24 protein-coding genes are annotated in these 23,457 nt (G+C 37.3%); 6 read left to right on the top strand and 18 right to left on the bottom strand.

The genetic code is table 11. The features are described from left to right. Positions 1-67: 67 nt before the first annotated feature. Together PSR12_RS04545 and PSR12_RS04540 are read right to left on the bottom strand one after the other, a co-directional pair. Positions 68-514 (bottom strand): YlbF/YmcA family competence regulator, encoded by a 447-nt coding sequence (locus PSR12_RS04545; protein ID WP_016992780.1) that lies wholly within the window; start codon positions 512-514, stop codon positions 68-70. Between the two features lie 238 nt (positions 515-752). Further along, complete coding sequence (locus PSR12_RS04540; RefSeq protein WP_274771811.1) at positions 753-1,988, bottom strand: IS110 family RNA-guided transposase; 1,236 nt, start codon at positions 1,986-1,988, stop codon at positions 753-755. Between the two features lie 393 nt (positions 1,989-2,381). Between PSR12_RS04540 and PSR12_RS04535 the strand changes: the two genes are divergently transcribed. Beyond that, the gene (locus PSR12_RS04535; RefSeq protein ID WP_274771809.1) at positions 2,382-2,726 is read left to right on the top strand and encodes a PaaI family thioesterase; all 345 of its coding nucleotides are present in this window, start codon (positions 2,382-2,384) and stop codon (positions 2,724-2,726) included. Here the strand turns inward: PSR12_RS04535 and PSR12_RS04530 are convergent. Further along, complete coding sequence (locus tag PSR12_RS04530; RefSeq protein WP_016992778.1) at positions 2,707-4,179, bottom strand: UDP-N-acetylmuramoyl-L-alanyl-D-glutamate--2,6-diaminopimelate ligase; 1,473 nt, start codon at positions 4,177-4,179, stop codon at positions 2,707-2,709. The genes PSR12_RS04535 and PSR12_RS04530 overlap by 20 nt on opposite strands. Before the next feature lie 150 nt (positions 4,180-4,329). After that, positions 4,330-5,487: a CAP domain-containing protein gene (locus tag PSR12_RS04525; protein ID WP_274771806.1), complete on the bottom strand. Its 1,158-nt coding sequence runs from the start codon at positions 5,485-5,487 to the stop codon at positions 4,330-4,332. Positions 5,488-5,634: 147 nt separating this feature from the next. Here PSR12_RS04525 and PSR12_RS04520 point away from each other — a divergent pair, with 147 nt between their 5' ends. Together PSR12_RS04520 and ytvI are read left to right on the top strand one after the other, a co-directional pair. Beyond that, positions 5,635-6,036: a YugN family protein gene (locus PSR12_RS04520; RefSeq protein WP_004224795.1), complete on the top strand. Its 402-nt coding sequence runs from the start codon at positions 5,635-5,637 to the stop codon at positions 6,034-6,036. Positions 6,037-6,181: 145 nt separating this feature from the next. Next, positions 6,182-7,243 (top strand): sporulation integral membrane protein YtvI, encoded by a 1,062-nt coding sequence (gene ytvI, locus PSR12_RS04515; protein WP_274771805.1) that lies wholly within the window; start codon positions 6,182-6,184, stop codon positions 7,241-7,243. A 15-nt stretch (positions 7,244-7,258) separates the two neighbouring features. Here the strand turns inward: ytvI and PSR12_RS04510 are convergent, their stop codons facing one another. The 7 genes from PSR12_RS04510 to cyoE all read right to left on the bottom strand — a co-directional run bounded on the left by PSR12_RS04510 (position 7,259) and on the right by cyoE (position 13,863). Beyond that, a complete protein-coding gene (locus PSR12_RS04510; RefSeq protein ID WP_016992774.1) occupies positions 7,259-7,720 on the bottom strand; it encodes a DUF420 domain-containing protein in 462 nt (153 codons plus the stop codon). Positions 7,721-7,759: 39 nt separating this feature from the next. Further along, on the bottom strand, positions 7,760-8,683 hold the full coding sequence (ctaG, locus tag PSR12_RS04505) for a cytochrome c oxidase assembly factor CtaG (protein WP_016992773.1): 924 nt from the start codon (positions 8,681-8,683) through the stop codon (positions 7,760-7,762). Positions 8,684-8,863: 180 nt separating this feature from the next. Continuing rightward, on the bottom strand, positions 8,864-9,208 hold the full coding sequence (locus tag PSR12_RS04500) for a cytochrome C oxidase subunit IV family protein (RefSeq protein ID WP_004224789.1): 345 nt from the start codon (positions 9,206-9,208) through the stop codon (positions 8,864-8,866). After that, complete coding sequence (locus PSR12_RS04495) at positions 9,208-9,834, bottom strand: cytochrome c oxidase subunit 3 (RefSeq protein WP_004224788.1); 627 nt, start codon at positions 9,832-9,834, stop codon at positions 9,208-9,210. The genes PSR12_RS04500 and PSR12_RS04495 overlap by 1 nt, the downstream gene beginning before the upstream one ends. After that, positions 9,834-11,717 carry a cytochrome c oxidase subunit I gene (gene ctaD / locus PSR12_RS04490; protein WP_004224787.1) on the bottom strand — a complete coding sequence of 628 codons (1,884 nt, stop codon included), beginning with the start codon at positions 11,715-11,717 and terminating at the stop codon, positions 9,834-9,836. The genes PSR12_RS04495 and ctaD overlap by 1 nt, the downstream gene beginning before the upstream one ends. 40 nt (positions 11,718-11,757) lie before the next feature. Then, positions 11,758-12,846, bottom strand: a complete 1,089-nt coding sequence (coxB, locus tag PSR12_RS04485) for a cytochrome c oxidase subunit II (RefSeq protein WP_036077087.1) — start codon at positions 12,844-12,846, stop codon at positions 11,758-11,760. 99 nt (positions 12,847-12,945) lie between these two features. Further along, entirely contained in the window at positions 12,946-13,863 is a 918-nt protein-coding gene (gene cyoE, locus PSR12_RS04480; RefSeq protein ID WP_274771802.1) for a heme o synthase, read from the bottom strand. 336 nt (positions 13,864-14,199) lie between these two features. On the opposite strand from cyoE, the gene PSR12_RS04475 reads away from it, so the two are divergent. Further along, positions 14,200-15,123 carry a COX15/CtaA family protein gene (locus PSR12_RS04475; protein ID WP_016992770.1) on the top strand — a complete coding sequence of 308 codons (924 nt, stop codon included), beginning with the start codon at positions 14,200-14,202 and terminating at the stop codon, positions 15,121-15,123. Positions 15,124-15,174: 51 nt separating this feature from the next. Here the strand turns inward: PSR12_RS04475 and PSR12_RS04470 are convergent, their stop codons facing one another. The 7 genes from PSR12_RS04470 to PSR12_RS04440 all read right to left on the bottom strand — a co-directional run bounded on the left by PSR12_RS04470 (position 15,175) and on the right by PSR12_RS04440 (position 22,542). Beyond that, positions 15,175-15,363 carry a hypothetical protein gene (locus tag PSR12_RS04470; protein WP_258859599.1) on the bottom strand — a complete coding sequence of 63 codons (189 nt, stop codon included), beginning with the start codon at positions 15,361-15,363 and terminating at the stop codon, positions 15,175-15,177. After that, positions 15,356-15,976, bottom strand: a complete 621-nt coding sequence (locus PSR12_RS04465) for a TetR/AcrR family transcriptional regulator (protein WP_258859600.1) — start codon at positions 15,974-15,976, stop codon at positions 15,356-15,358. Before PSR12_RS04465 ends, PSR12_RS04470 begins: the two co-directional genes overlap by 8 nt. A 132-nt stretch (positions 15,977-16,108) precedes the next feature. After that, a complete protein-coding gene (locus tag PSR12_RS04460; protein ID WP_231745103.1) occupies positions 16,109-17,071 on the bottom strand; it encodes an IS3 family transposase in 963 nt (320 codons plus the stop codon). Then, positions 17,014-17,439 carry an HTH domain-containing protein gene (locus tag PSR12_RS04455; RefSeq protein ID WP_058844812.1) on the bottom strand — a complete coding sequence of 142 codons (426 nt, stop codon included), beginning with the start codon at positions 17,437-17,439 and terminating at the stop codon, positions 17,014-17,016. The genes PSR12_RS04460 and PSR12_RS04455 overlap by 58 nt, the downstream gene beginning before the upstream one ends. Positions 17,440-17,571: 132 nt before the next feature. Next, positions 17,572-21,006, bottom strand: coding sequence for a pyruvate carboxylase (pyc, locus tag PSR12_RS04450; protein WP_274771798.1), 3,435 nt, complete (start codon positions 21,004-21,006; stop codon positions 17,572-17,574). 12 nt (positions 21,007-21,018) lie between these two features. Next, on the bottom strand, positions 21,019-22,200 hold the full coding sequence (locus tag PSR12_RS04445) for an FtsW/RodA/SpoVE family cell cycle protein (protein WP_016992768.1): 1,182 nt from the start codon (positions 22,198-22,200) through the stop codon (positions 21,019-21,021). A gap of 60 nt (positions 22,201-22,260) precedes the next feature. Then, complete coding sequence (locus PSR12_RS04440) at positions 22,261-22,542, bottom strand: Fpa/YlaN family protein (RefSeq protein ID WP_004224778.1); 282 nt, start codon at positions 22,540-22,542, stop codon at positions 22,261-22,263. A gap of 182 nt (positions 22,543-22,724) precedes the next feature. Between PSR12_RS04440 and PSR12_RS04435 the strand changes: the two genes are divergently transcribed. Both PSR12_RS04435 and PSR12_RS04430 read left to right on the top strand, forming a co-directional pair. Next, positions 22,725-23,225: a molybdopterin-binding protein gene (locus PSR12_RS04435; RefSeq protein ID WP_016992767.1), complete on the top strand. Its 501-nt coding sequence runs from the start codon at positions 22,725-22,727 to the stop codon at positions 23,223-23,225. An 11-nt stretch (positions 23,226-23,236) separates the two neighbouring features. Then, positions 23,237-23,440: a YlaI family protein gene (locus PSR12_RS04430; protein ID WP_048394712.1), complete on the top strand. Its 204-nt coding sequence runs from the start codon at positions 23,237-23,239 to the stop codon at positions 23,438-23,440. Positions 23,441-23,457: the final 17 nt, after the last annotated feature.

Below are 23,457 nucleotides of genomic sequence, written 5' to 3'. Positions count from 1 at the left end.
AACTAACTCAGTTGTTGCCTTCGAGTTGTCTACAGTCTAGAAGAGATATGTTATATACACATCCGATTTACGCTGAGCAAGAGCATGAACCGCCCGAGCCGCATCCACCTCCGCAAGATGAACTAGATGCAAAGAATGGATTACTAACAGGAACTTTTACCGCTTCAGAGACTGTTTTTCCTATTAATAGGCTAATCTCATCAAGTAAATCCTGGAAATCGTTTTCAGCAATTTTCAAGGCCGAAACTTTCTCATTTAAGTCAAGGGCCCTTTTCTGTTGGCGAATCGACTTCATAATTGTATGGTAGTCCGGATGATATTTTCCGAAACGTTGTACATCTTCGTACTGCTCTTTCATGCGATTAAATGCATATATAGCTTCAACAATTTGTGCATCACTATATACTGCTTCATAAGCTTGTTGTAGCGCCATCGCAGGTTCTGAGGAAAGAATCATCTCACAAAGCGCTTCCGCCTCATCCAAAATGATTACCCAGTCAGAGGTCATCATCATTTTTAATTCCCCCAATCTCTTTCCCATCATAACAGATTTTATGGTAATTTTACATTATTGATAATTTTAATGAAAGAGGTTTTCCAAATGATGACAACATCTAAACCAGCTAATAGTTTGTCAATATTTTTCATTAAAAACTTAAAATCATCCATGCTATACTAAAAAAGGGTATACCAAATAGCCTTCCGTTTTCTAAGAATTGGAAGGTTTTGTGTTATTTAGTTAGATATAGGTTCTATGCTATATCTTGGAAGGTCGTTTTGTTTTTTAATAGGGCAAAAATCCAATGTAAGAGCTTATTTACACACGCAATGACAGCTACTTTGAAAGGCTTTCCTTCTTCGCGTTTTTTATCATAATATTCTCGCATTCTTTTGTTGCGAGGGATGATTTCATCTGTCATTTTCTGTTTACGACAATCACGAATGGCACAACGAACAGCCATATATAGGGCATGTCGAAGTCTGCTTGATCCTCGTTTAGTAATACGGTTTTGAGTAGCTCTAAATTTACCAGACTCAAATACACTAGGATCAACACCAGCGAAAGCTACAAGCTTTTTAGGATGGTTAAAACGATCTATCTCACCGATTTCAGAAATAATCGTGGCGGCGATTTTTTCTCCAATACCGGGGATGGATTTGATAATATTATATTCTTCAATTTCTTTTGCGAGGGCGTCTATCTCTGACTCTAATCTTGATAGATGCTCTTTGTATTGAAGAATAATGTTAATGTACATACCTAAGCTCAATATATGACTCTGGTAGACTGTCTTTTCAAAAGGGTTACGAGCTGCAGCCTTTTTAAGTTCTAGAGCTTTTTCGCTTGCCCATCTGTTTGAACGACTCTTACATAATTCCTTGATCCTATTCGAGATTGTTTCCTCACTAGCTTTTAATATGTCTTCAGATGACGGAAACTCTTGTAATAATAAGAGTGACACCACAGAATACAGATCACCAAAGACCCCTCGATATTCAGGAAATACCTGATCGAGCACAGCCTGAAATTGAAGCTTAGTTTGAATCATAACGCCCGTAATATTTTCGTGTTGTCTCGTAAGGTTCCGAAGATTTAATAACTGAATTCCTCGCTTTTTATATGGCTCAAATTCCTCTTTGTAATACAATTCGCAGAGTAGGTACGCATCAATCGCATCTGTCTTTACTTTTCTTAGGCTTGAACTCTTCGCCTTATACGAAATTAACGGATTAATAATAATTAATAAATATCCACGTTCATCTAGATATTGGACTACTGGTGTTTGATAGTGTCCAGTTGCTTCTAGAATCACAGGAGGTTTCTGACCTGTTTCTTTCTGAACTTGATTTAAAAACTCTACAAGTAAACCAAGCCCCTCTAGCGTATGAGATACTTTAAAGCTCTTACGAAAAGGTTTGCCTTTATCTACAAAAGCTTGAACCTGACTTTCCCCCTTTGAAATATCCAGACCAACGACTGGATTCATCCTCCATCATCTCCTAACCTCTTATTTGCCGGTACCCCTTTTCCTTCTTGCAGTGTCACAGCTTCGCTTGTTATACGAGATCTAGGTCCCAACCAGCCTCAATCATGTTTCTACAAGTAGGGGGCAAACTGTTTAGCTAACGGGATCTAGTCCCACGGGCAGATACGTTTTACCCCGGCTACCGTTATAATAAGACCATATAAAAAATGGTCAACCAGAAATATTTAGCATTCTGGCTAACCTTATAATACGAAAGGTCAGATTGAACAATTAGTTGCCGAGATTTTACAAGATAGTACCGAGGAAGATGAAGAAGTTTTATTACATCTTTTAAATGGACTGCGGGAGAAACAGCAAGGCATTCACCGTCGTTATCTTAATGCTACTTTACATATGGTAGGTAAATTTGAGCCTGAGGCCAGTGAGGTTCGTATCCCTATTACACCTGTCATCCACAATACGATAAAGGTGCCACATGGAGGTATTATTGCCACGATTGCTGATGCTGCTATGGGAGGGCTTGCTTCGCGGTCTGTGCCTGAGGGCTATAATGTAGTTACTACGAATATGAATGTATCGTATATTGCTACCACAACCAATAAAGAATTGATTGCACGTGGTCGTTTTGTCCATAAGGGACGCCAAACGCTTGTCATGGAATGTGATATCGAAGATGAAACTGGTCGTAGGCTTGCCATCGCTACAGGATCTTTCTTTGTTATTCAGCGTCGTCTGTAATTAAACTCGCAAAATAGTCTTTAATACATTGTTGATCGGAAAAAGGGAATTTTTGATTTTTAATTTGCTGTGTTTGTTCATGCCCTTTTCCGGCAACAAGGACAATGTCACCTTTTTCTGCCTTTGCTAACGCTTGATGGATAGCGAGTTTGCGATCTAAATAAATTTCATAATATTGTTGCTCTGAAAAACCAGCAATAATACTTTCATTAATCACAATAGGATCTTCATCACGTGGATTATCTGTTGTTAAATAAATAACATCAGCGTATTTACTTGCAACTGCTCCCATTGCAAAGCGTTTCGCCTTATCTCGATTTCCCCCACAACTGAAAACAAGGTAAATTGTTTTGGAGCGATCAAAGGTTTGTAACACCGCTTGTAAAGCTTCTGCTGTATGGGCATAATCTACATATACATCAATACCTAATGGATTTTCAATCTTTTCTAGCCTGCCCTCTGGTAGCCTTAATGACCACATATGTCCAACTATATCTTCCATAGGTACACCTAAGCGCCATACTGCCATTAAAGAAGCTACAGCATTTTGCACATGATATTTTCCGACAAAAGGAATTTCTACAATATGTTCACTCGCTGTAGTCTGTAAACAAAGAACTGTTTTCCCAACTGATTCACTGACGATTTGGATATGTAAATCATTGTGATTATCAAAACCAAATGAGCAAGATTTTTTCTTATCATAAATGCCAACAGAACGGCAAAAATTATCATCTCCATTTAATACTAGCTTTTTTGATAAATCCGCTAAACGCTTTTTAGCACGTTTATAAGCTTCTAACCCTCCATGATCTTCTAAATGATCTTCTGATAAATTTAAAAATACACCACAGTCAATGTCACAATGATCGAGCCTATGCTGCTGCAACCCCATTGAAGAAGCTTCTAATACAACATGAGTCACACCTTTTCGCACACACTGTTTAAGAATGGGATGTAATTCTTTAGCCTGCAATGTTGTTAATTGCTCATAAGCTGTTTGTTGTTTCTCACCATTGATGAAAAAGCCAACTGTTCCAATAACTGCTGCTTGTTTATGTAGTGCATTTAGTAGCTGACTGACAAAATGACTCACTGTAGTCTTCCCATTTGTACCCGTAATGGCGATAACAGTTAAAGCTTCTGCTGGAAAAGCAGCAAGCTTCGCACTTGCATACGATAAAAATAATGCTGTATTTGGAACCCATACAAAAGGAATTTCTTTATCTATAATTGGCAAAGAAATACTTTCTTCTGAAACGATGGCAGCTGCTCCGCGTGCCAATGCTTCTTTGACAAACCGACTTCCCGATGTTTTTTTACCTTTTCTCACAATAAATATGTCACCAGGCTGTACTGCCTGTGCATAGTCCTCTACACCAGTAATTTCTGTCCGTATAGATCCTCCCGTCACGCTACATGGCCAGTCTTTTAATAACTCTGCTAATTGCAAACCTCATTCCCCCTCTCAGTTCTCTATCATATGACGGCGTTTGTAACGGTGTGACGAAAAATGTAGAAGCCTCAAAGAAGGAGAAATGCACATAAAAAATGAAGACAAGCCCTTTTGCTGAAAGCTTGTCTTCATTTGAATATTATTCTGTTATGGTGAGGTTTGATCTGATTTCTCTGTAGAATCTTCGCTATCTTGTTTTTCATTTTTTGTCTCTTCATCATCATCTTGCTTTTCTCTTTCCAGTTCTTGCGTAGTAGGTTCAATATATATTTGCGTGTAATAATCTACAAAAACGCCAGAACCAACGCGGGTATATCGATCATTCAAAAGAACTTTTCTGTGTTCAGGAGAATTTGTCCAGCCATGCATGGCTTCAATCGCATCAAAATAGGCAGTTGCCAGGTTTTCATTCGCTTCACTATACTCGATATGTTGCGTCTGTAATCGCTTTTTTAGATCGCCATAGGTTGGAGATTCATGCGCTAAAAAATTTTGCACCTTCATGTCCTCACTATGCATCCTTGCCGCTTCCTCTAACGATTCATCCATTTCTAAAGGAAGTAAATCATGATGGACTCTTGTTACATTTAACAAATCATCTAATTGTTTAGCGCTAGCCACATCAATTTCTTGCTGTAAAAATGAGGAAGGAGGCGTACGTCTTACAAGCTCCCCTTGGTAGCTCATTTCATATGGCTGATGAAGGACAAGTGTTTCACTGTCTGTATATCGTATCCCTTGTAACTCACTCGTCTCTCTATCTATATAAAGCTGTGCATAAAGACCATCAAATTTGATCAGCAGCCTTGTTTGCATATCTTCTTCATTCATCGAGAAAATGAAAATATTTTCGCCTACAGTGGCCGCTACCTCATAATCAATGATTGTCATTCTGTATATTTCATCACGTTTTTGGCCCACTTTAAAGGGAAATGCATCAATTTCTTGTCCTGCTATGTAAATTTGTGTCACAATATTATTATCAATACCAATCATAAAAAAAGTTGACACATCTTTATTGTAGACCCACCATTGATAACCAAATGAAGATGGCTCTTTTCTTGCTGGCTCCCCATATTGTTCTAAAACAGTTTGCGTGCCTTTTCCTATCAATGTGGAGATACCCGTTTGTGGACGTGTCATTGCTCCTATTGCAGGTTCCTGCTTTAGTTGTGTTTGAGGTATGATATTCGAGTTGGTATTTGGGCCTTCTAGTGGCTCATTTTCCTTAGGGGTATTAAAGAACATAAAGCCAATTAATGCAACTGCACCACAAACCATTAAAATGCGGAATAAAGCTTTCATACAGGACTCCTTTTCATCACCATTATTGTAAGTTATTATATCAATTGTAATTGGGTTGACACAATGTTGTCATTGCAACAATGTCGAATATGCTCTATTATAAAAATGAGCGTATACTTTGTACGAGAACCTAAAGGAGGACTATACATGTATTTTGAAAATACTAACCTTGAAAATTTAACAGCTGATCAAGAACTACTTGTCAGCATTATGAAAAAACATGGTTTAGAATGTGATGGCGGCTGGGATTACGAGCGTATGACATTCGATAAACGATTCGATACTCGTGAAGGTCGTTATTACCTACGCGTATTCGCATATGCTATTTCTGGTGACGTAGGTGCACACGATGCCATCCTTACATTAATGAAACCAGTCCTTGGTAAATACTATTATCCACATGGTGTTGAATATGGCGATGACGAAGTTTATCCAGCACACCTTGTAAAAAAATGTGAAGAAATCTTAAAAAAGGTTAAATTAGAATTAGATCAATTCTCAATCGAACCTACAAATAAAAATAACTTTGAACCTGTTAACGCACGCTAATCTTTCGTACATTAAAGTGACTGCAAGTAAGTGTAAATAGCTTCATGGTTGTAAAAAGACTGGTGGTCCAGTCTTTTTTATTTTGAGTAAAAAAATTTTTTCTTCTCATACTACCTATATCTATTACAAGATGTAGGTGGGAAAAATGTTATCATTTTTTAATCGTCCTTTTTTTCGTCATCCCATTATTGTTATCGCAATGGGTATACTTATCCTTTGGTCAATCTCTATATCGTTACCAATTTTACTTGCCTACTTAACCGCGTTACTTTTAGAACCAATCATTGTTCGAATGTGCAAACGGTTTAGAAAAAAACGGAAAATCGTTGTTTTCTTCTTTTTTTTATTTTTTCTAAGTATATCTTTATTATTATGTACACTTATCCTCTATATAAGCTGGAAACAATTTTCTTCCTTTATTATTGATATACCAGATTATCTTAATCAATTGTCTGCCCTATGGATACAAATGCAATCTAAGCTCAGCAACTACACCTATCATTTACCTGTAGAGCTAGTTTCACAAATTCAATTCATGATTGCAAAAGCCTTAGCATCCATTGAAAAATTTTCCTTATCCTTAACTAACGTCAATGTTTGGTCCACATTACTAACATATATTCCCACACGACTATTTGATATTTTTGTTTATTGGATTGTGTTGTATATGTTGCTTTTAGAATTACCAACAATTAATCGCAAATTATTAACGCCTGTTCCTTTTCATTACCATCAAAAAATTATCTTTATTGGACAACGTGTTAAGCTAGCCTTATTTGGATTTCTGAAAGCTCAATTACTTGTAGGGATAGGGATCTTTGCCATATCATTCGCTGCATTTTATTTTTTAAAAACACCATTTCCTATACTATTAGCACTTTTACTTGTTGTTTTAGACTTTATCCCTTTTCTTGATTCATTTATTTTATTAGTCCCATGGGCAATCTATCAGGTATTTGCTGGCGATTATTTATATGCAGCTATCTTAATTTTATTAACCTTTGGGCAATTTCTAATCCGCCGAATGATCGAGCCCAAAATTATTGGCGATAAAATTGGACTTTCTTCCTTGAATACCTTTATTGCTATGTTTATTGGTTTTAAAATCTTTGGATTTCTTGGGATATTAATTGGTCCATTACTTGTTGTCGTAGTGCTTTCATTATTCCAACCAACTATAAAAAATCTCCCTCCTGCACAGAAATAAGGAGGGAGATTTTTTTTAAAATCCTAAAATGGCTTTAATTACTGATGTTGTTTCACCAGGTTCAAATAAAATATACAATAATAAATAAACTAATACACCTGTTATGGCAACAAAGAACCAAATAATACTTGTAATTGGCCCAATTCGTCTGTGTAATTTAATGTTCATTTTCAAACCTGAAATAATACTAACGATACCAAACACTGCTCCAGATGTCGCTAAAATAATATGGAAAATCAAGAAGAACGTATAATATGGTTTTAAATCTTCTCCACCGCCAAAAGCCGTATTTCCAATAAAGATTGTACGGGACGCATAGATGATAAAGAAAATAAGTGCTGCAACACCTGCAGCAAGCATCACTTTCTTATGTCCCTCTACATTTCTTTTTATAATTAAGCCCCACCCTATTGCTACTAGTACAGCACTAATAACGATAAACGATGTACTAATAGTAGGCAAAATTTGCAATTCCATTGTCAAAACTCCTTACACAAGTAAATTTCTTTTCTTGATTTAATGTTGCTGTTGACTTTCCCACTTCTTTTGGTGGGCAGCTAAAGCGTCAGCAGTGATTTTATCTGGATCTTTTTGCTCAGAACGATACCATCTTGTGAAGATTGTACCAATAAGTACACCAAAAATAAGTTCTTGTAGGATTTTCATTAACACGCCACCTAATTGCTGATCTGCAACGGGTTTCATGTCTGTAAATAGCTCTGGTCCAGATAAAGATAATCCTGACAATGTAGAGGCTGGTACACAAAGCTCCATTGCCTTTAACCATGCATCACCGTTTGTGTATGTCTCATACATTGCATTTGGAGCAAAGATGATTAATCCACAAGCAGGTGTAATTAAAACGGCATTGGCAATAATATACGCCAGTTTATGCAAAGGCTTCATTTGATCACTATTTGGCATATTTTGAATTAAAGGCCAGTACATAAACACTGCTGAAAGAAATAATACAAATGTATAGGTACCATGTAATGTTTCATTTAATTTAATGTAATCCAATACGGACGGTAAATGATAGATAGAAAATAGACCGATAAATACAAAGACTGCAACAACTGGTAATGTTAGCACTTTAAACAACGTTCTAACTACCGGCGCCTCAATAGCCACCTTCCAAACCCACCAAGGAATCCCTTTAATTAGGAAAATAGGAACAAGCAATAACAGAATAGCCATTTGCACCATGTGCATGGTAAACATAATATGAGCCATTAAATCGATAGGTGATCCTTTGATAATATAAATGGTAATCATAGCTAAAACAAAGTAAATAGCTTCACTTTTTTTCAAAGGTTCACTTACTTTAAAATCTTTACGCCACTTTGTTGTGACTAAAAAATAAATGATTGTTATAAAAACAAGAACCCCTATTAAATACGGGCTCCACAATGCTTGGAAACCAAATATACTAAGTGGCATATAGAACGCACTCCTTTAAACTTCAGTACTCCTATTATAAAACGCTTACAGCTATACTGCAATGAACGAAAGGTGAACAAATGTTAAGTTTAACAGCGTTTGCCTCTTTTGATACCTTAATAACTTCAAAACATAAGAAAAGCACGTTCGTACAAAATAACGAACGTGCTTTTTTGGTGATTACCACCAAATGATTGTTAAAAATGCTAAGAAGAATGTAAATGCGATTAAGATTCCCATCCACATGAAGAATCCAATAACGCCACCAAAGTGCGTTTTTTTGTCTTCTAAGTGCATGAAAGAATAAAGTTGAAGTACAACTTGAACGCCAGCCAATAATAATACGAATGGCATAATTAAGTATTTAGAAAAATCAGCTGCAACTACTGCGAATGCGATAAAAGTGAAGAAAATCATAATCGCAAAGTTGATTACTTGTTTACGCATATGAACGGCATTATGATGACGATCATACTCATACTGTGCTTGAGACTTAGCAACTATAGGTGTATCGTGTGAAGACATTATCCGATCACTCCCATCAAGTAAACTACTGTGAAGATAAATACCCAAACTACGTCGATAAAGTGCCAATATAAAGCAGCTACGAAGAATTTAGGTGCATTGTACAGGTTTAATCCACGTTTAGCATTACGGATCATTAAAGTACCAATCCATACAAGACCTAAAGTTACGTGGAAACCGTGTGTACCAACTAAAGAATAGAAAGCTGTTGCGAATGCAGATTGGTTAAATGTAAAACCAAGGTGCACATAGTGGTTGAACTCATAGATTTCAAGTGCTAAGAATCCAAGACCTAAAGCTAATGTAATCGCTAACCAAGTTTGCATACCTTTAAAGTTAAAGTTACGCATATGGTAAATTGCATAAACAGATGTTAATGATGATGTTAATAATAACATCGTCATAGCAAATGCTAATGGTAATTCAAATAAACCTTGAGTTGTGAACTCCATGCCAGCTGGCCCTTTGTTCTTAAGCGCTAAATAAGTAGCGAATAAACTTGCGAAAAGTACAACTTCACAGGCAAGGAAAATCCAGAAACCAACGACTTTATTTTTACCTTCCATCGTAGCTTGTTCAGGATGATCTGGCCAAGTATGAGGAGTAAATTTAGTATTGAAATCCATTATTTATTTCCTCCTTTGCCGTAAAGATGTTCTTCAATTTCAAGAATTTCTTCTTTGTGTAAATGGAAGCCATGATCGTCTTTAACAGAACGAGCAATCATCGCACCAAATGTAATTGCTAAACCAATGATTAATACATAGATAGACCATGGTTTATCTGCGTCTGGATTGTAAAGTGCACCAAATGCTGCAATAAACATACCTAATGAAATAACGAATGGAATCGCTGAGTTATTTGGCATATGGATATCACCTAGTGGCTCAGCAAATGTAACTTCTTTATTACCTTCTTGCTTTTCAATCCACCATGGATCTAAACCACGAACAAGTGGTGTTTGACGGAAGTTATAGAATGGAATTGGTTGTGGAATTGACCATTCTAAAGTACGTCCATCGCCCCATGGGTCGCGTCCTGCTGGTTTGCCCTTAATAGACATTAAGCAGTTGATTACCATTAAGATAACCCCTACACCCATCATTAATGCACCGATTGTAGAGATATAGTTGAATTGATCCCAACCTTGACCTTCCATGTAAGTGAATACACGACGTGGCATACCCATCAAACCTAAGAAATGTTGAAGGAAGAATGTTAAATGGAATCCGATAAAGAATACCCAGAAAGTAATCTTACCAAGCGTTTCGTTTAACATACGGTTGAAGAAAATTGGCCAGTAGAAGTGCGCTGAACCGAATAGTGCTGTAACAATACCACCAACGATTACGTAGTGGAAGTGAGCAACGATAAAGTAAGAATCGTGTAATTGATAGTCAAGAGGTGCAGATGCTTGCATTACCCCTGTAACACCACCCGCAACGAATGACGGGATGAATCCAAGTGCATAAAGCATTGGAGTTGTAACTTTAATTGACCCACCCCAAATAGTTAGGATCCAGTTGAATACTTTCATACCTGTTGGAACCGCAATTGCCATTGTTGCAACAGCGAAAATTGCGTTTGCTGTTGGCCCAAGACCAACTGTAAACATATGGTGAGCCCAAACCATGAACCCTAAGAAACCAATTAAAATTGTAGCGAATACCATTGAAGAGTATCCGAATAGACGTTTACGAGAGAACGCTGGAATGATCTCAGAGAATAAACCAAATGCTGGTAATACTAAGATATAAACCTCTGGGTGTCCGAAGATCCAGAATAAGTGTTCCCAAATTACTGTGTTACCACCCATTGTATGGTCAAAGAAGTTACCACCGAACATACGGTCAAATAACATCATTAATAAACCAATTGTTAATGGAGGGAATGCGAATAAAATTAAGGCACTTGATACAAGAGCAGTCCAAGTGAATAATGGCATACGCATAAATGTCATACCTGGAGCACGCATTGTAATAATCGTAACGATAAAGTTAAGACCTGAAATTAAAGTACCTGCCCCTGAAATTTGTAAACCAAGTACATAGAAATCAATACCATGTCCTGGAGAGTATAAAGATAATGATGCATAAGAAGTCCAGCCCGCATCAGGAGCGCCACCCATAAAGAATGACAGGTGAAGGAATACTGCACCTAGGAAGAATAACCAGAACCCTAATGAGTTAAGGAACGGGAATGCAACGTCACGCGCACCAATTTGTAATGGTACAAGCATGTTCATAAATGCGAATAGTAGTGGCGTAGCAGCTAGGAATAACATTGTTGTTCCGTGCATTGTTAATAATTCATTGAAAAAACCAGCTGATACGAAATCATTATTTGGTTTCATTAATTGAATACGCATTAATAATGCTTCAAAACCAGCGATAGCGAAGAACAATGTACCGGCTAATAAATACATCACTGCTAACTTTTTATGGTCGACAGTAGTGATGTAATCCCAGACAGCTGCTCCAAAGCCCTTTTTCTGTGTGTATGAGCTCACAACTTTTACCTCCCTCAAAATTTGTTACATAAAACGAAAATTATTTTTCTACTGATAAGCCCATGATGTAAGTTGCAAGAGCTTCAATTTCTTCATCAGATAAATTACCGTAAATAGGCGCAGTGCCATCAGAATTCATCATTAAGTTACCTGGTTTAAATTCCTCAGGGTTTTTAATCCAAGCTTTTAAGCTTTCTTCATTATGCTCTAAGAAACCAGCAACACGGTTACGGTCACCAAACGTAGTTAAGTTTGGACCTGGTGTACCGCCTGCTCCTGAACCAGAGATAGCATGACAGCCTAAGCAGCTATTAGCAAAAGTTGCTTCACCAAGATCAGTTGAAGCTTTGTCAGCAGTTTGTCCTTCAGTTGCTTTCATTGCATCAACCCATGCATCAAATGCATCTGGGCTTAATGTTTTTACTTTAAAGTCCATTAAAGCATGTGAAGGTCCACATAATTCAGCACATTTTCCATAAAATACGCCATCTTTAAGATCTTTTGATTCTTTATCGAATACTAAGTAGAATTTGTTTAAGTTTTCCACGTTTGTATCCATTTTACCGCCTACAGCAGGAATCCAGAATGAGTGCTTAACATCGGCAGCTTTTAAATTAAAGTAAACTTTTTCACCTGTTGGTACCACTAGCTCTTGAGCCGTTACGATACCTTGGTTAGGATATTCGAATTCCCACCAGTATAATTTTGCCGTTACATTGATTGTTAGGGCTGTTTTGTTCCCTTCTTCATCTACCTCATCCATTGCAGCAACATCTGCAAATTTATAAGTAGTTGTAACAACTGGTACAGCGATAATTAATAATAAAATAATCGGAATAACTGTCCAAATCACTTCTAAAGTATGACTACCCTCTACTTGCTTAGGGATAACATTTTCACCCACGCGTGCACGACGGTATTTTAGGAATGCAAGTAAATAGATAACGGATACTATTACTACTACTAGCGTCATAATTACAGTAGTTAACAGTAATAAATTCAATTGTTGTTTACCTACTTCTCCAGATGGTTTTAGTGTAGAAAGATAATCTTCACCACAACCTGAAAGGAAAACCATCATCACTGCTAGAAGTGAAAAAAGACGCCATTTTTTAAGCCCTTTCATCATAGCTTAATTAAACCCCTCTTTCTTTGTTGTATTTTCATGTGTACCTAGGACATCAGTTCTGTCTATATGAATTCTTATAAAAAGAAAGAATCCCTAACTTTAGCTAAACACCGCAAATATTATGATGGCTACAAATAGTATGGTCATATGATTCAACGAATAAATAAACATTTTATTTGCCCATTTCATATCATCTTTTGTTGTAAAGCCTTTCAGAGCTAGTATTAACCAACCCAAGTTCAATGCAGTAGCAAGAGTTAAAAAGCCAATTCCAAGCTCTGTTAAAAGGAAAGGTAACGGTAATAATAAAAGAATCCAGAATAACATTGAGTACTTTGTACGTTTAAATCCCTTTGTAACAGGTAGCATTGGTATTTTAGCTGCACGATATTCCTCAGTCCGTTTCATGGCAAGCGCATAGAAATGTGGTGGTTGCCATGCAAACATAATAAGGAATAAGGCTAGTGCTCCTGGACCTAAGGCGGGCTCAATCGCTGCGAATCCAATAACAGGAGGAATAGCCCCCGAAATACTACCTACAACCGTGTTACTAACATGCTTCCTCTTTGACCACATTGAATACAGAACGACATAAGCAAATATTCCTACTAGTCCCCACATGCCGGCTGCAAACGATGCCGCAAATAACAAAATTTCACCTACAATTAAAAATGAGAGGGCAATGGTCAACACAAAGTTTGGCTTAAATCTGCCTGTCACTGTCGGTCTTGCCTTTGTTCTTTTCATGATAGGATCTATATCCTGATCTATGAAATTATTCATTGCACCTGAGCCACCAATGATTAATGCCGCACCCAGCATGGTGTAAAATATGACATCAAGCTCTTGCAAGAAATGTCTACTAGTAAACTGAAAAGCCAGCCACATCCCTGTAAACGTTGTGACAAGATTCGAGTTAACGATTCCAATTTTTATTAGTGCTAAGAAATCTTTTACAACAGATGTTGTTTCTGGACCAGGATTTCTAGTAGCCGCCAGTGTACGACCGTTTGACATAATACCTCTCCTTTCATTTTTGTAAGCATATTCCGCTAACAATAACTATAGCGAAATTTGCGATTGATTTCTAGACATTAAGTGAAATTTAGATGAAGTTGTAAAAATTAGCTTTGTCTAGAAATATAATTAAAAACAACATATCTATAGTAAAACATTTTCTAAAATGAATTGTGAAGGTTAAAGCACGAAATTATGAACAATTTGTGAAATGGAATCGACATCTAGTAGTCCCTTCTCTTTACAAGTTGTTTTTTATACGTATTTTCGATATTATCTAGTAGCAGAAACATTACGTTCTTGTAATGTTGATAGATAAAGTAGGTGACTCATTTTATGCAACACAACAGGTATTTGAAGTGGTTTGCTGTTGCCGCTACAGTAGGGATGCTCCTTATATTACTAGGTGGGGCTCTCGTTACCAAAACAGATAGTGGCCTAGGCTGTGGTCGAAACTGGCCTGATTGCAATGGATCTCTTATTCCAAAGGAGATTACACCAGAAGTCCTTATTGAATTCTCACATCGTCTCGTAACAGGAGTTGTATCTATTTCAATTCTTGTGTTAACCGTTTGGACATGGCGTAAGCTCGGACATATTCGTGAAGTAAAGCTATTAGGTTTCTTAGCAATGTTTTTCTTAATCGCGCAAGCTCTTATTGGAGCAGCTCAAGTATTATGGGGGCAAGGTGATTTCATCTTAGCACTACATTTTGGGATATCTCTTATTTCCTTTGCCGCGGTTCTTCTTCTCTCTATGATTGTATTTGAAGTCGATCGGAAATTTGATGCTGATAACGTATTTATCGGTAAAAAGTTACGTTGGCATACAATTGCTGTCACAATTTATTCTTATTTAGTCGTTTATACTGGGGCGCTCGTTCGTCATACAGATTCGAGCTTAATTTGTCCTGATTGGCCATTTTGCTATAATGAAACACCTTTCGCACCGCCGAATAATATGTATGAATGGGTGCAAATGGGACATCGATTAGCAGTTCTTATTATTTTCATTTGGATTGCATACATAACTTGGCATGCTGTAAAGGAATATAAACATCAACGTGTTATATACTATGGATGGATAATTGCCTTTACAATAGTAGTTTTACAAGTTATTGCAGGTATGTTAGTAGTCCTTACTAAACTGAATTTAACGGTAGCTTTACTGCATTCATTATTTATTTCCCTTTTATTCGGTTTATTATGCTATATGATCATGCTAGTCGCTCGAAGTAATTATAATGAGAAAAAGAAATAGCCCATTAAAAAAGATTCGCCACCAACGATGTGTCGAATCTTTTTTCTATGACTATTTTTGTTTCTTCATAGCTTCAGTCCCTATAATCCCAACAATTAAAATAATCATGGATACAAAAGCATAATCTTTAAAAAATGTTGTAAAAGGAATGTCGAAATATCGACAAATTAGCGTTACGAGACGGCCTCCTAATAAAATTAAACCTATGACTAACATCCAGTTAAATAGTGCTTTAAGCATTTTTTGGCCCCTCTACTTTCATTGCTGTCCATATAATATTTGTTACTTCGAGACTGTAATCCTCTGCCGCAATAGCAAGCGGTCCCCCTATAAGCATGTATTCACCAATCGCTCCTTGAATTACTTTTGCCATTACATCGACAGAGCGAACACTAAATGTCCCCTGTTTTTTTCCATCTTCTAAAATATTACATAATGCCTTCAATAGTGGATCTTCCTCTTCATCTGGCAGTTTATAGTAAGGGATGTCTTGTTCAGTTCGAGCGTTGAAGACAATTTCTAATAATGCTGCATTTTCTTTTGGGTGTGTTGCTTGATAAGCAATGCTTGCCTCTATGAAGTTTGCTAATTGTGTGATAGGGTCACTGGCAGTATATGTTTTTGTCAAAATAAAAGTTGTGGATTGCTCAATCAGTGCTTGGAGACTTTGGTTGATTAAATCTTGTCGATCTACAAAATGATAAGAAATTAATGCTGTGCTAATAGAAGCACGTTTAGCGATTTGTGCTAAACTTGCCTTTACATAGCCTATATCATCAAGTGTCGTTATCGTAGCTTCAATAATTTGCTGCTTTCTTGCTTCCTGAATAAAGGTATTTTTACTGCTATCCATAGACCCCTCCTGATTGATTGAACATTTTTTTGATTAAGTAATCAATTTTTATATGATTTATCGCTTAAACACAATAAAAAAGGTTATGTAGATACTAAAATGTACCCTTTGTAAAGGACATTTTGAAAAAGGTTAGGCAACTTCTTGAAGCTGCTGTCTGTATTTTGCAGGCGGCAGCTTTTTTAAATTCCATTGCCCTCGATAATGATTGTAGTAAATCATATAACTCTTAATTTCTTTCTTTACTTCTTCTAACGTTTCACATGCTCTAATAGTTGTTTCATCTTTAAAATGCCCAAAGAACGATTCTTGTGGCGCATTATCCCAACAGTTTCCTCGACGTGACATGGACTGTCCTAAGCCAATTTTCTTCACTAAGGCTCGGAATTTTGGATTCGTATAGTGGAAACCTTGATCCGAATGGATAAAGGCATCCTCCCTTAAATGCCGATGTTTCTTTAATTTATGTAACGTATTGAGCGCAATTTCTATACCCAATGTAGAGGATACTTCATACGCTAAAATTTCATTTGTTTCGGCGTCTTTTATCGTTGATAAATAAGCACGTTTACCGCCTCCATATGTTAAATATGTGATGTCGGTTAGTAATACTTTTCCTGCCACACCTTGCTTGAAGTTGCGCTGTAAATTGTTAGGGCATATACGGTGTTCCTTCGTTGCTTTTGCCATACGACGCGCTGGATTGGCTTTTCGAATGGGACAGATAATATTAAACTTTTTCATAATGCGACGGATACGCTTAAGGTTGTACGTAATTTCATATTGGTTTTCTAGTGTCATTTTTATTTGACGTGCGCCTTTCTTTCGTCCTCGGAAATGAAAGGCCTTTAAAATGACTTCTTTCACCACTTCATCTTCTTCATTCTGTTTTTGACGAGTTAAGACAGCTTCTTCTCTAAAATAGCGATAGTAGCCTGAGCGTGAAACCTTTGCCATTTCACAAAGATATCGTACCATCCGTTTTAATTGATATTTTTCAATAATTTGATGGATTAACTCAAATTTTTGTGTAGTACTTATTTTGATTGCTTCCTTATCAGCTGCCTTTCGAGTTGATCTAGCTTTTTTAAAAATTCGTTTTCTGCTTCTAACAATTTCATCTTCGCCTCTAAGCGGGCGTATTTTTCTTCTATACTTAATTCGCGTTCTAAAGGGCGACCTGAAGCATGTTTTCTGGCATCTTCTAAGCCTGTAAGCCCATGCTCTTTATAAGCTGTACGCCAACGATTTGAAGCTCTCCGAATACGAGCTGGACCAAGGGCTTCAATGTCAAAACCCGCCTCAAAAAAGATTTCACTTGGATATTTTCCTTTATCGTATTCATCAATAAAAAATTCTTTAAATTCATCTGTATAAGTAATGGCTTTCGCGCTTACTGTTTTGACGTATGGATTTAATTTTAATTGTGCCTGTTGTTGTTCCGAAAAAAATTTTTTAGTCATACAATCTACCACCGCTCGTTTTTTCTTCATTATAAATAAAAATACCCTATAAGATGACCTTTTTGAAAGTGTCTATCTTATAGGGTACATTTTATACTAATAAAAGTATCTAATAACCTTTTTTAAGACTATCTATTCAATTTCAATTAATAGATCGCCTGTTGAAATGGCATCTCCTGCACTTGCATATACCTCTTTTACAATGCCGTCTTTAGGTGCTTGGACAGTTGTTTCCATTTTCATCGCTTCTGTAATTAACAGGTGATCTCCACGTTTAACAGGACTACCTTTAGAAACAACAACTTTCAACACAGTACCTGGCATTGTAGCACCGATTTGGTTTGGATTGCTTGGATCGGCTTTTAATGCTAAATTGCCATCAACCTCAACAGTCATATCTTGAATCACCAATTCACGCGACTGTCCATTGAGCTCAAAGTAAAGGACACGTGTTCCATTGTGTTGCGGTTCCCCGATTGAAACGAGTTTAATAATCAATGTTTTCCCTTTTTCTATTTCGACTTCAATAATTTCCCCAAGCTTTAAGCCATATAAGAATGTTGGTGTGTCAAGAACTGAAATATTACCGAAGGATTCTGCTGTTTTCGCATACTCCTCAAAGACTTTTGGATAAAGAGCATAAGCCAGAACATCCTTTTTCGTAACAGGACGATTTAACTTTTCCTCTAGCACAGCCTCTAATTGATCAAATTGAATAGGCTCTAATAATTCTCCTGGACGAACTGTAATTGCTTCTCGATCTTTTAACACTACTTGTTGTAATGCCTCTGGGAAACCGCCATGTGGCTGCCCAAGATAACCTTGGAAGAATTCAATCACAGAATCTGGGAAGTCAATTGTTTTCCCTCTTGTTAAGACTGTATTTTCGTCTAGATCATTTTGCACCATAAATAAAGCCATATCACCCACTACCTTGGAGGATGGTGTCACTTTGACAATATCACCAAATAGTAGATTTACACGGGAATACATGCGTTTCACTTCTTCCCATCGATCACCAAGCCCTACAGCTTTTGCTTGTTGCTGTAAGTTACTATACTGACCACCAGGCATCTCATGTACGTAAATCTCAGAATGCGGGCTGATCATGCCACTTTCAAAATCTTTATAGTATTTACGAACATCTTCCCAGTAGTACGATAATTTTTCTAATGCATCGATATCCGCTCGTACCTCACGTTTGCCGCCCTTCATTGCATAGTACAAGGAGTTTGCACTTGGTTGAGATGTTAGACCTGCCATAGATCCAAGCGCTGTATCAATAATATCAACACCTGCTTCTATCGCTTTAGCATATAAGTAAATTCCATTGCCACTAGTATCATGTGTATGCAAGTGGATTGGCAGACTTGTCGTTTCTTTTAACTCGGAAATTAAACGGTACGCCGCTTCCGGTTTCAATAAACCAGCCATATCTTTAATCGCTAAAATATGGGCACCAGATGCTTCAAGCTCTTTCGCCATATCCTTATAGTATTGCACTGAATATTTCGCACGACTGTCATCGAGGATATCCCCCGTATAACAGATGGCTGCTTCAGCAATTTTTCCTGATTGACGCACAGCATCTATCGCTACTTCCATGCCTTTAATCCAATTTAAGCTATCGAAAATACGGAATACATCAATTCCTGATGAAGCCGATTCAGCGATAAATTCTCGGATTAGATTGTCAGGATAGTTTGTATAACCAACAGCATTAGCTCCACGCAGTAACATCTGGAATAACACATTCGGCACTTGCTCACGCAGTTTCGCTAGCCGCTCCCATGGATCTTCTTTTAAGAAGCGATATGCTACATCGAATGTTGCACCGCCCCACATTTCCAGCGAGAATAACTGATGCATCATGCGAGCTGTTGCATCTGCAATTTGATACATATCCTGTGAACGAACACGTGTTGCAAGCAGGGATTGGTGAGCATCGCGGAATGTAGTATCTGTTAGTAGTACGTCTTCCTGTGCTAAAATCCACTGCACTAAGCCATCTGCTCCCTGTGTATCTAAAATCTGCTTTGTACCTGCTGGTGGTACAATTAAAGGATCAATTTTAGGTTGGTTTGGCTGGACAAAGATAGGTTTTGACTTCTTCTCTACACCAGGGAAGCCATTTAAGGTCACATTCCCAATATAGCTTAACAGCTTTGTTCCACGGTCTTTACGCACAGGGAACTCGAAAAGCTCTGGTGTTGTATCAATAAAGCTAGTATCAAAGGCCCCTGATAAAAACTTTTCATGAGTCACCACATTATTTAAAAACGGAATATTCGTTTTAACGCCACGAATACGGAATTCTTTTAAATTACGATCCATTTTCGCAGCAGCTTCTTTAAAGTTCATACCCGAAGTAGAAATTTTCACCAACAAAGAGTCATAGTATGGTGTAACGACAGCACCCTGGAAGCCATTCCCAGCATCTAATCGCACGCCAAAACCACCACTTGAACGGTAAACCATTAACTTTCCTGTATCTGGCATAAAGTCATTTGCAGGGTCTTCTGTTGTCACACGTGCTTGAATGGCATAGCCAATCATTGGCATATCTTCTTGCTTTGGCATATGAATTTCTTCACTTTGAAGTCCATAGCCTGCCGCTACCTTAATTTGGGCATGGACGATATCAACACCTGTAATCATTTCTGTAATTGTATGTTCTACTTGAATGCGAGGGTTTACCTCGATGAAATAAAAATCGTCTCCTGCGACTAAAAATTCCACTGTCCCTGCATTTATGTACGAGACATTCTTCATTAATTTCACAGCAGCATCGCAAATACGATTTCTTAACTCTTGTGAAATCGAATGAGATGGCGCAATTTCTACCACTTTTTGATGTCGACGCTGAATTGAGCAGTCACGCTCATATAAATGCACAATATTGCCATGTTTATCGCCAATAATTTGTACTTCAATGTGTTTTGGTTTTATGATTGCTTTTTCTACATATACTTCATCGGAACCAAAAGCAGCCTTTGCCTCAGATTTTGCTCTTTCATAGGAGGAAGCAAGATCCTCTGGCGTATGGACTAGACGCATCCCTCGACCACCACCGCCAAGTGCTGCCTTAATCATAACTGGATAGCCATAATTGCTAGCAAACGTCTCTACCTCTGCTAGATCGGCTACTGGGCCATCTGTACCAGGAATAACAGGAATCTCAGCTGCAATGGCTTGAGAACGTGCTTTGACCTTATCTCCAAACATATCTAAATGCTGAGAAGTTGGTCCGATAAAGACAATGCCCTCTTCCTCACAGCGACGTGCAAATTCCACGTTCTCTGATAAAAAACCATACCCTGGATGAATCGCATCAACATCTGCATCTTTTGCGATGGCAATAATACCTTCAATATCTAAATAAGCATCGATTGGTTTCTTGCCAGCTCCCACTAAATAAGCTTCATCTGCTTTAAAGCGATGAAAAGCACCACTATCTTCTCTTGAATAGATGGCAACAGTTTGGATATTCAGCTCCGTACAGGCACGGAAAATACGAATTGCAATTTCTCCTCGATTGGCTACGAGAATTTTGTTGATTGATTCCATAGGTATCCCCCTTTATGATTGTGTTTTTTTCCTCTCTACCTTTTCAAACATAGAAACATTGATTAATATTCCCATCGCTAAAGATAGAATGATTATAGATGTACCGCCATAGCTTATAAAAGGTAACGTTACACCGGTTAACGGGATTAACCCGGTTACACCCCCAAGATTAATAAACGATTGCCAGCCTATCCAGCTCGCAATGCCAGCCGCAATCATGCGTGCCAATGGATCTTTTGTTCGTAATGCAATAGAAAAACCTTTATATACAATAAATCCCAAACCACCTAAGACAATTAAAACGCCCCAAATCCCTAGCTCTTCCATTATGATTGCCATAATAAAATCTGTTTGTGGTTCAGGCAAGTATCCTAATTTTTGAATAGATTGACCAAGGCCACGCCCTTCTAAGCCGCCTCCGCCAATGGCATAATAACTATTCACCACTTGGTGACCACTACCATCCTCATACTCAAACGGATTTAAGTAAGACAATATCCGTCCTTTTCGATTTCCTGTTAGTAGCTCTCCCTTAAATATCCATAGAATACCAAGAATGGCTGTACCAAATGCACCTAATACACCAAAAAACTTCCAAAATGTTTTAAATGGAATACCACTTGAAGCTACAACTGAAACAGCAATACCACATAGAATAATCACTGCTCCTAAGTCTGTTTCAAAGGCTACCCCAGCAACCACTAAAATCCATAGAAAAATTGGGTAAAAAATTTCAGTAGGTTGTAGCTTTTCAAACGTATATTTTTGCGCTTTTCGATAAAAAGCAGCTGCAAAATATAAAATTATAAATAGTTTCGCATACTCTGAAGGTTGAAAATTCCCTAAACCTGAAATAGCAATCCAACTTTGAGAACCTACTTCCTCTGCCCCATTACCTGCTACTTTTACCCATGTAAATAACACAACTAACACAACAGTTAGCAATAACATAATATTCTTATTCGCATAATGCTTATATGGGAAAAATGCTGTAAGGATAAAGCCAAGAAGTGCCACCATTAAATTGGTCACTTGCTTTTGATAAAAATAATCAGGTGCTTGACCTTTTTGAACAATAGCAACCATCATACTTGAACTGTAAATCATAATTAATCCAAATAAACTTAATAATAGGACCGTAAAAAATAAGGGGTAATCAAAATTTTGTGCATAACGTTTTAAGTATTGTCTCATTGGAAAACCTCGTTCTAGTAAAAAAACTCAAAGCGCAAAAAAGCGTTTGAGTTTTTCTTTTTATTTGTCTGTATACGCGTCGTGTAGTACAGAAAGTTCCTTCTCGAGTGAATCGAGAATTTCTTTGCCTTTTTCACGTTCAATTAATCCAAGCTTCACAGCAAAGTCAATTTCACGTGACAGGCCGAACATTTGTGTATCTAATACTTCCTCATATAAAGGGCATTGTGGCATTGTTAAGTGATCCATTTGTACTCGAATAAGGCGAGCAATCTTATCTGCATCAGCAACTAATAGCTCCAAAGCCTTCTCTTGAAAAGAAGTTTGTGATTTCGTATCCATGAGGACGCCCCCATTATCTGATATTTCTTCGATTCTATCTTAATAAAGTTTATCTTTTAGTCGATAAAAATGCAAGTGTCTTCATTGGAAAATAGAGAATTCGAATTATATTTCTTTATTATCTCTAGGCATTAGCGTTATACTATGTCATGGATATACAAGATTTGAGGAGGATTTCTATTATGGAAACAATAATTCCTATCACAGGTGCAGTCACATACCAACTAACATTAGATCCTACTGTGTGGATTTTTGATGATCGTAAATTAGATTTAAACACTTACTTCACTACTCAAAATGTTGAGGAAGATGCTGAGGTCAAATATATGCGTGAAGTAGGAGCACACTGGTCACGTGAAATTATGGAAGGAGCAACATTCCCGCCTACATTAAAATCAGAAAGGAAATTTGACCGTAAAGGAATGGAGACAGGTACATTTGGTATCGAATTAAGTCATTTCTTGAAGAATGCTGAAATTAAACCAGAAGCGACAAAAATCGTCTTAACTTGCAAAGATGGTCAAGAATATCCTTTTACAATTGAAGAAGCTTATACACTTATTTTAAAATATAGCCAAGACGGTAAGCCTCTTTTAGAAGACGGTCCAATCCATGTATTACTAAGAGACGGTTCAAATATTGACAATCCTATTAAAAACGTATCAGCCATTCGCGCTGAATAGGAGGGAATGCAATGCGCGTTAAATGCGTTATTTGCGATACGATTCATAATTTAGATGATAATCTACCTTTAGCAAAAAAATTGCGTAATCGACCAATTCATACTTATATGTGCGATATTTGTCATGATCGCATTTCAGAAAATACTGTAGCACGAATGGAAACGGGCAATTTCCGTTTTTATCGTACTTCACCCCAGATGGATAAAGAATTTTAACTAAAGAACAGATTAAA

It is taken from the genome of Lysinibacillus sp. G01H, from assembly GCF_028872195.1.
GTDB lineage: Bacteria > Bacillota > Bacilli > Bacillales_A > Planococcaceae > Lysinibacillus > Lysinibacillus capsici.
This window is presented reverse-complemented; position numbering and strand designations above follow the sequence as displayed.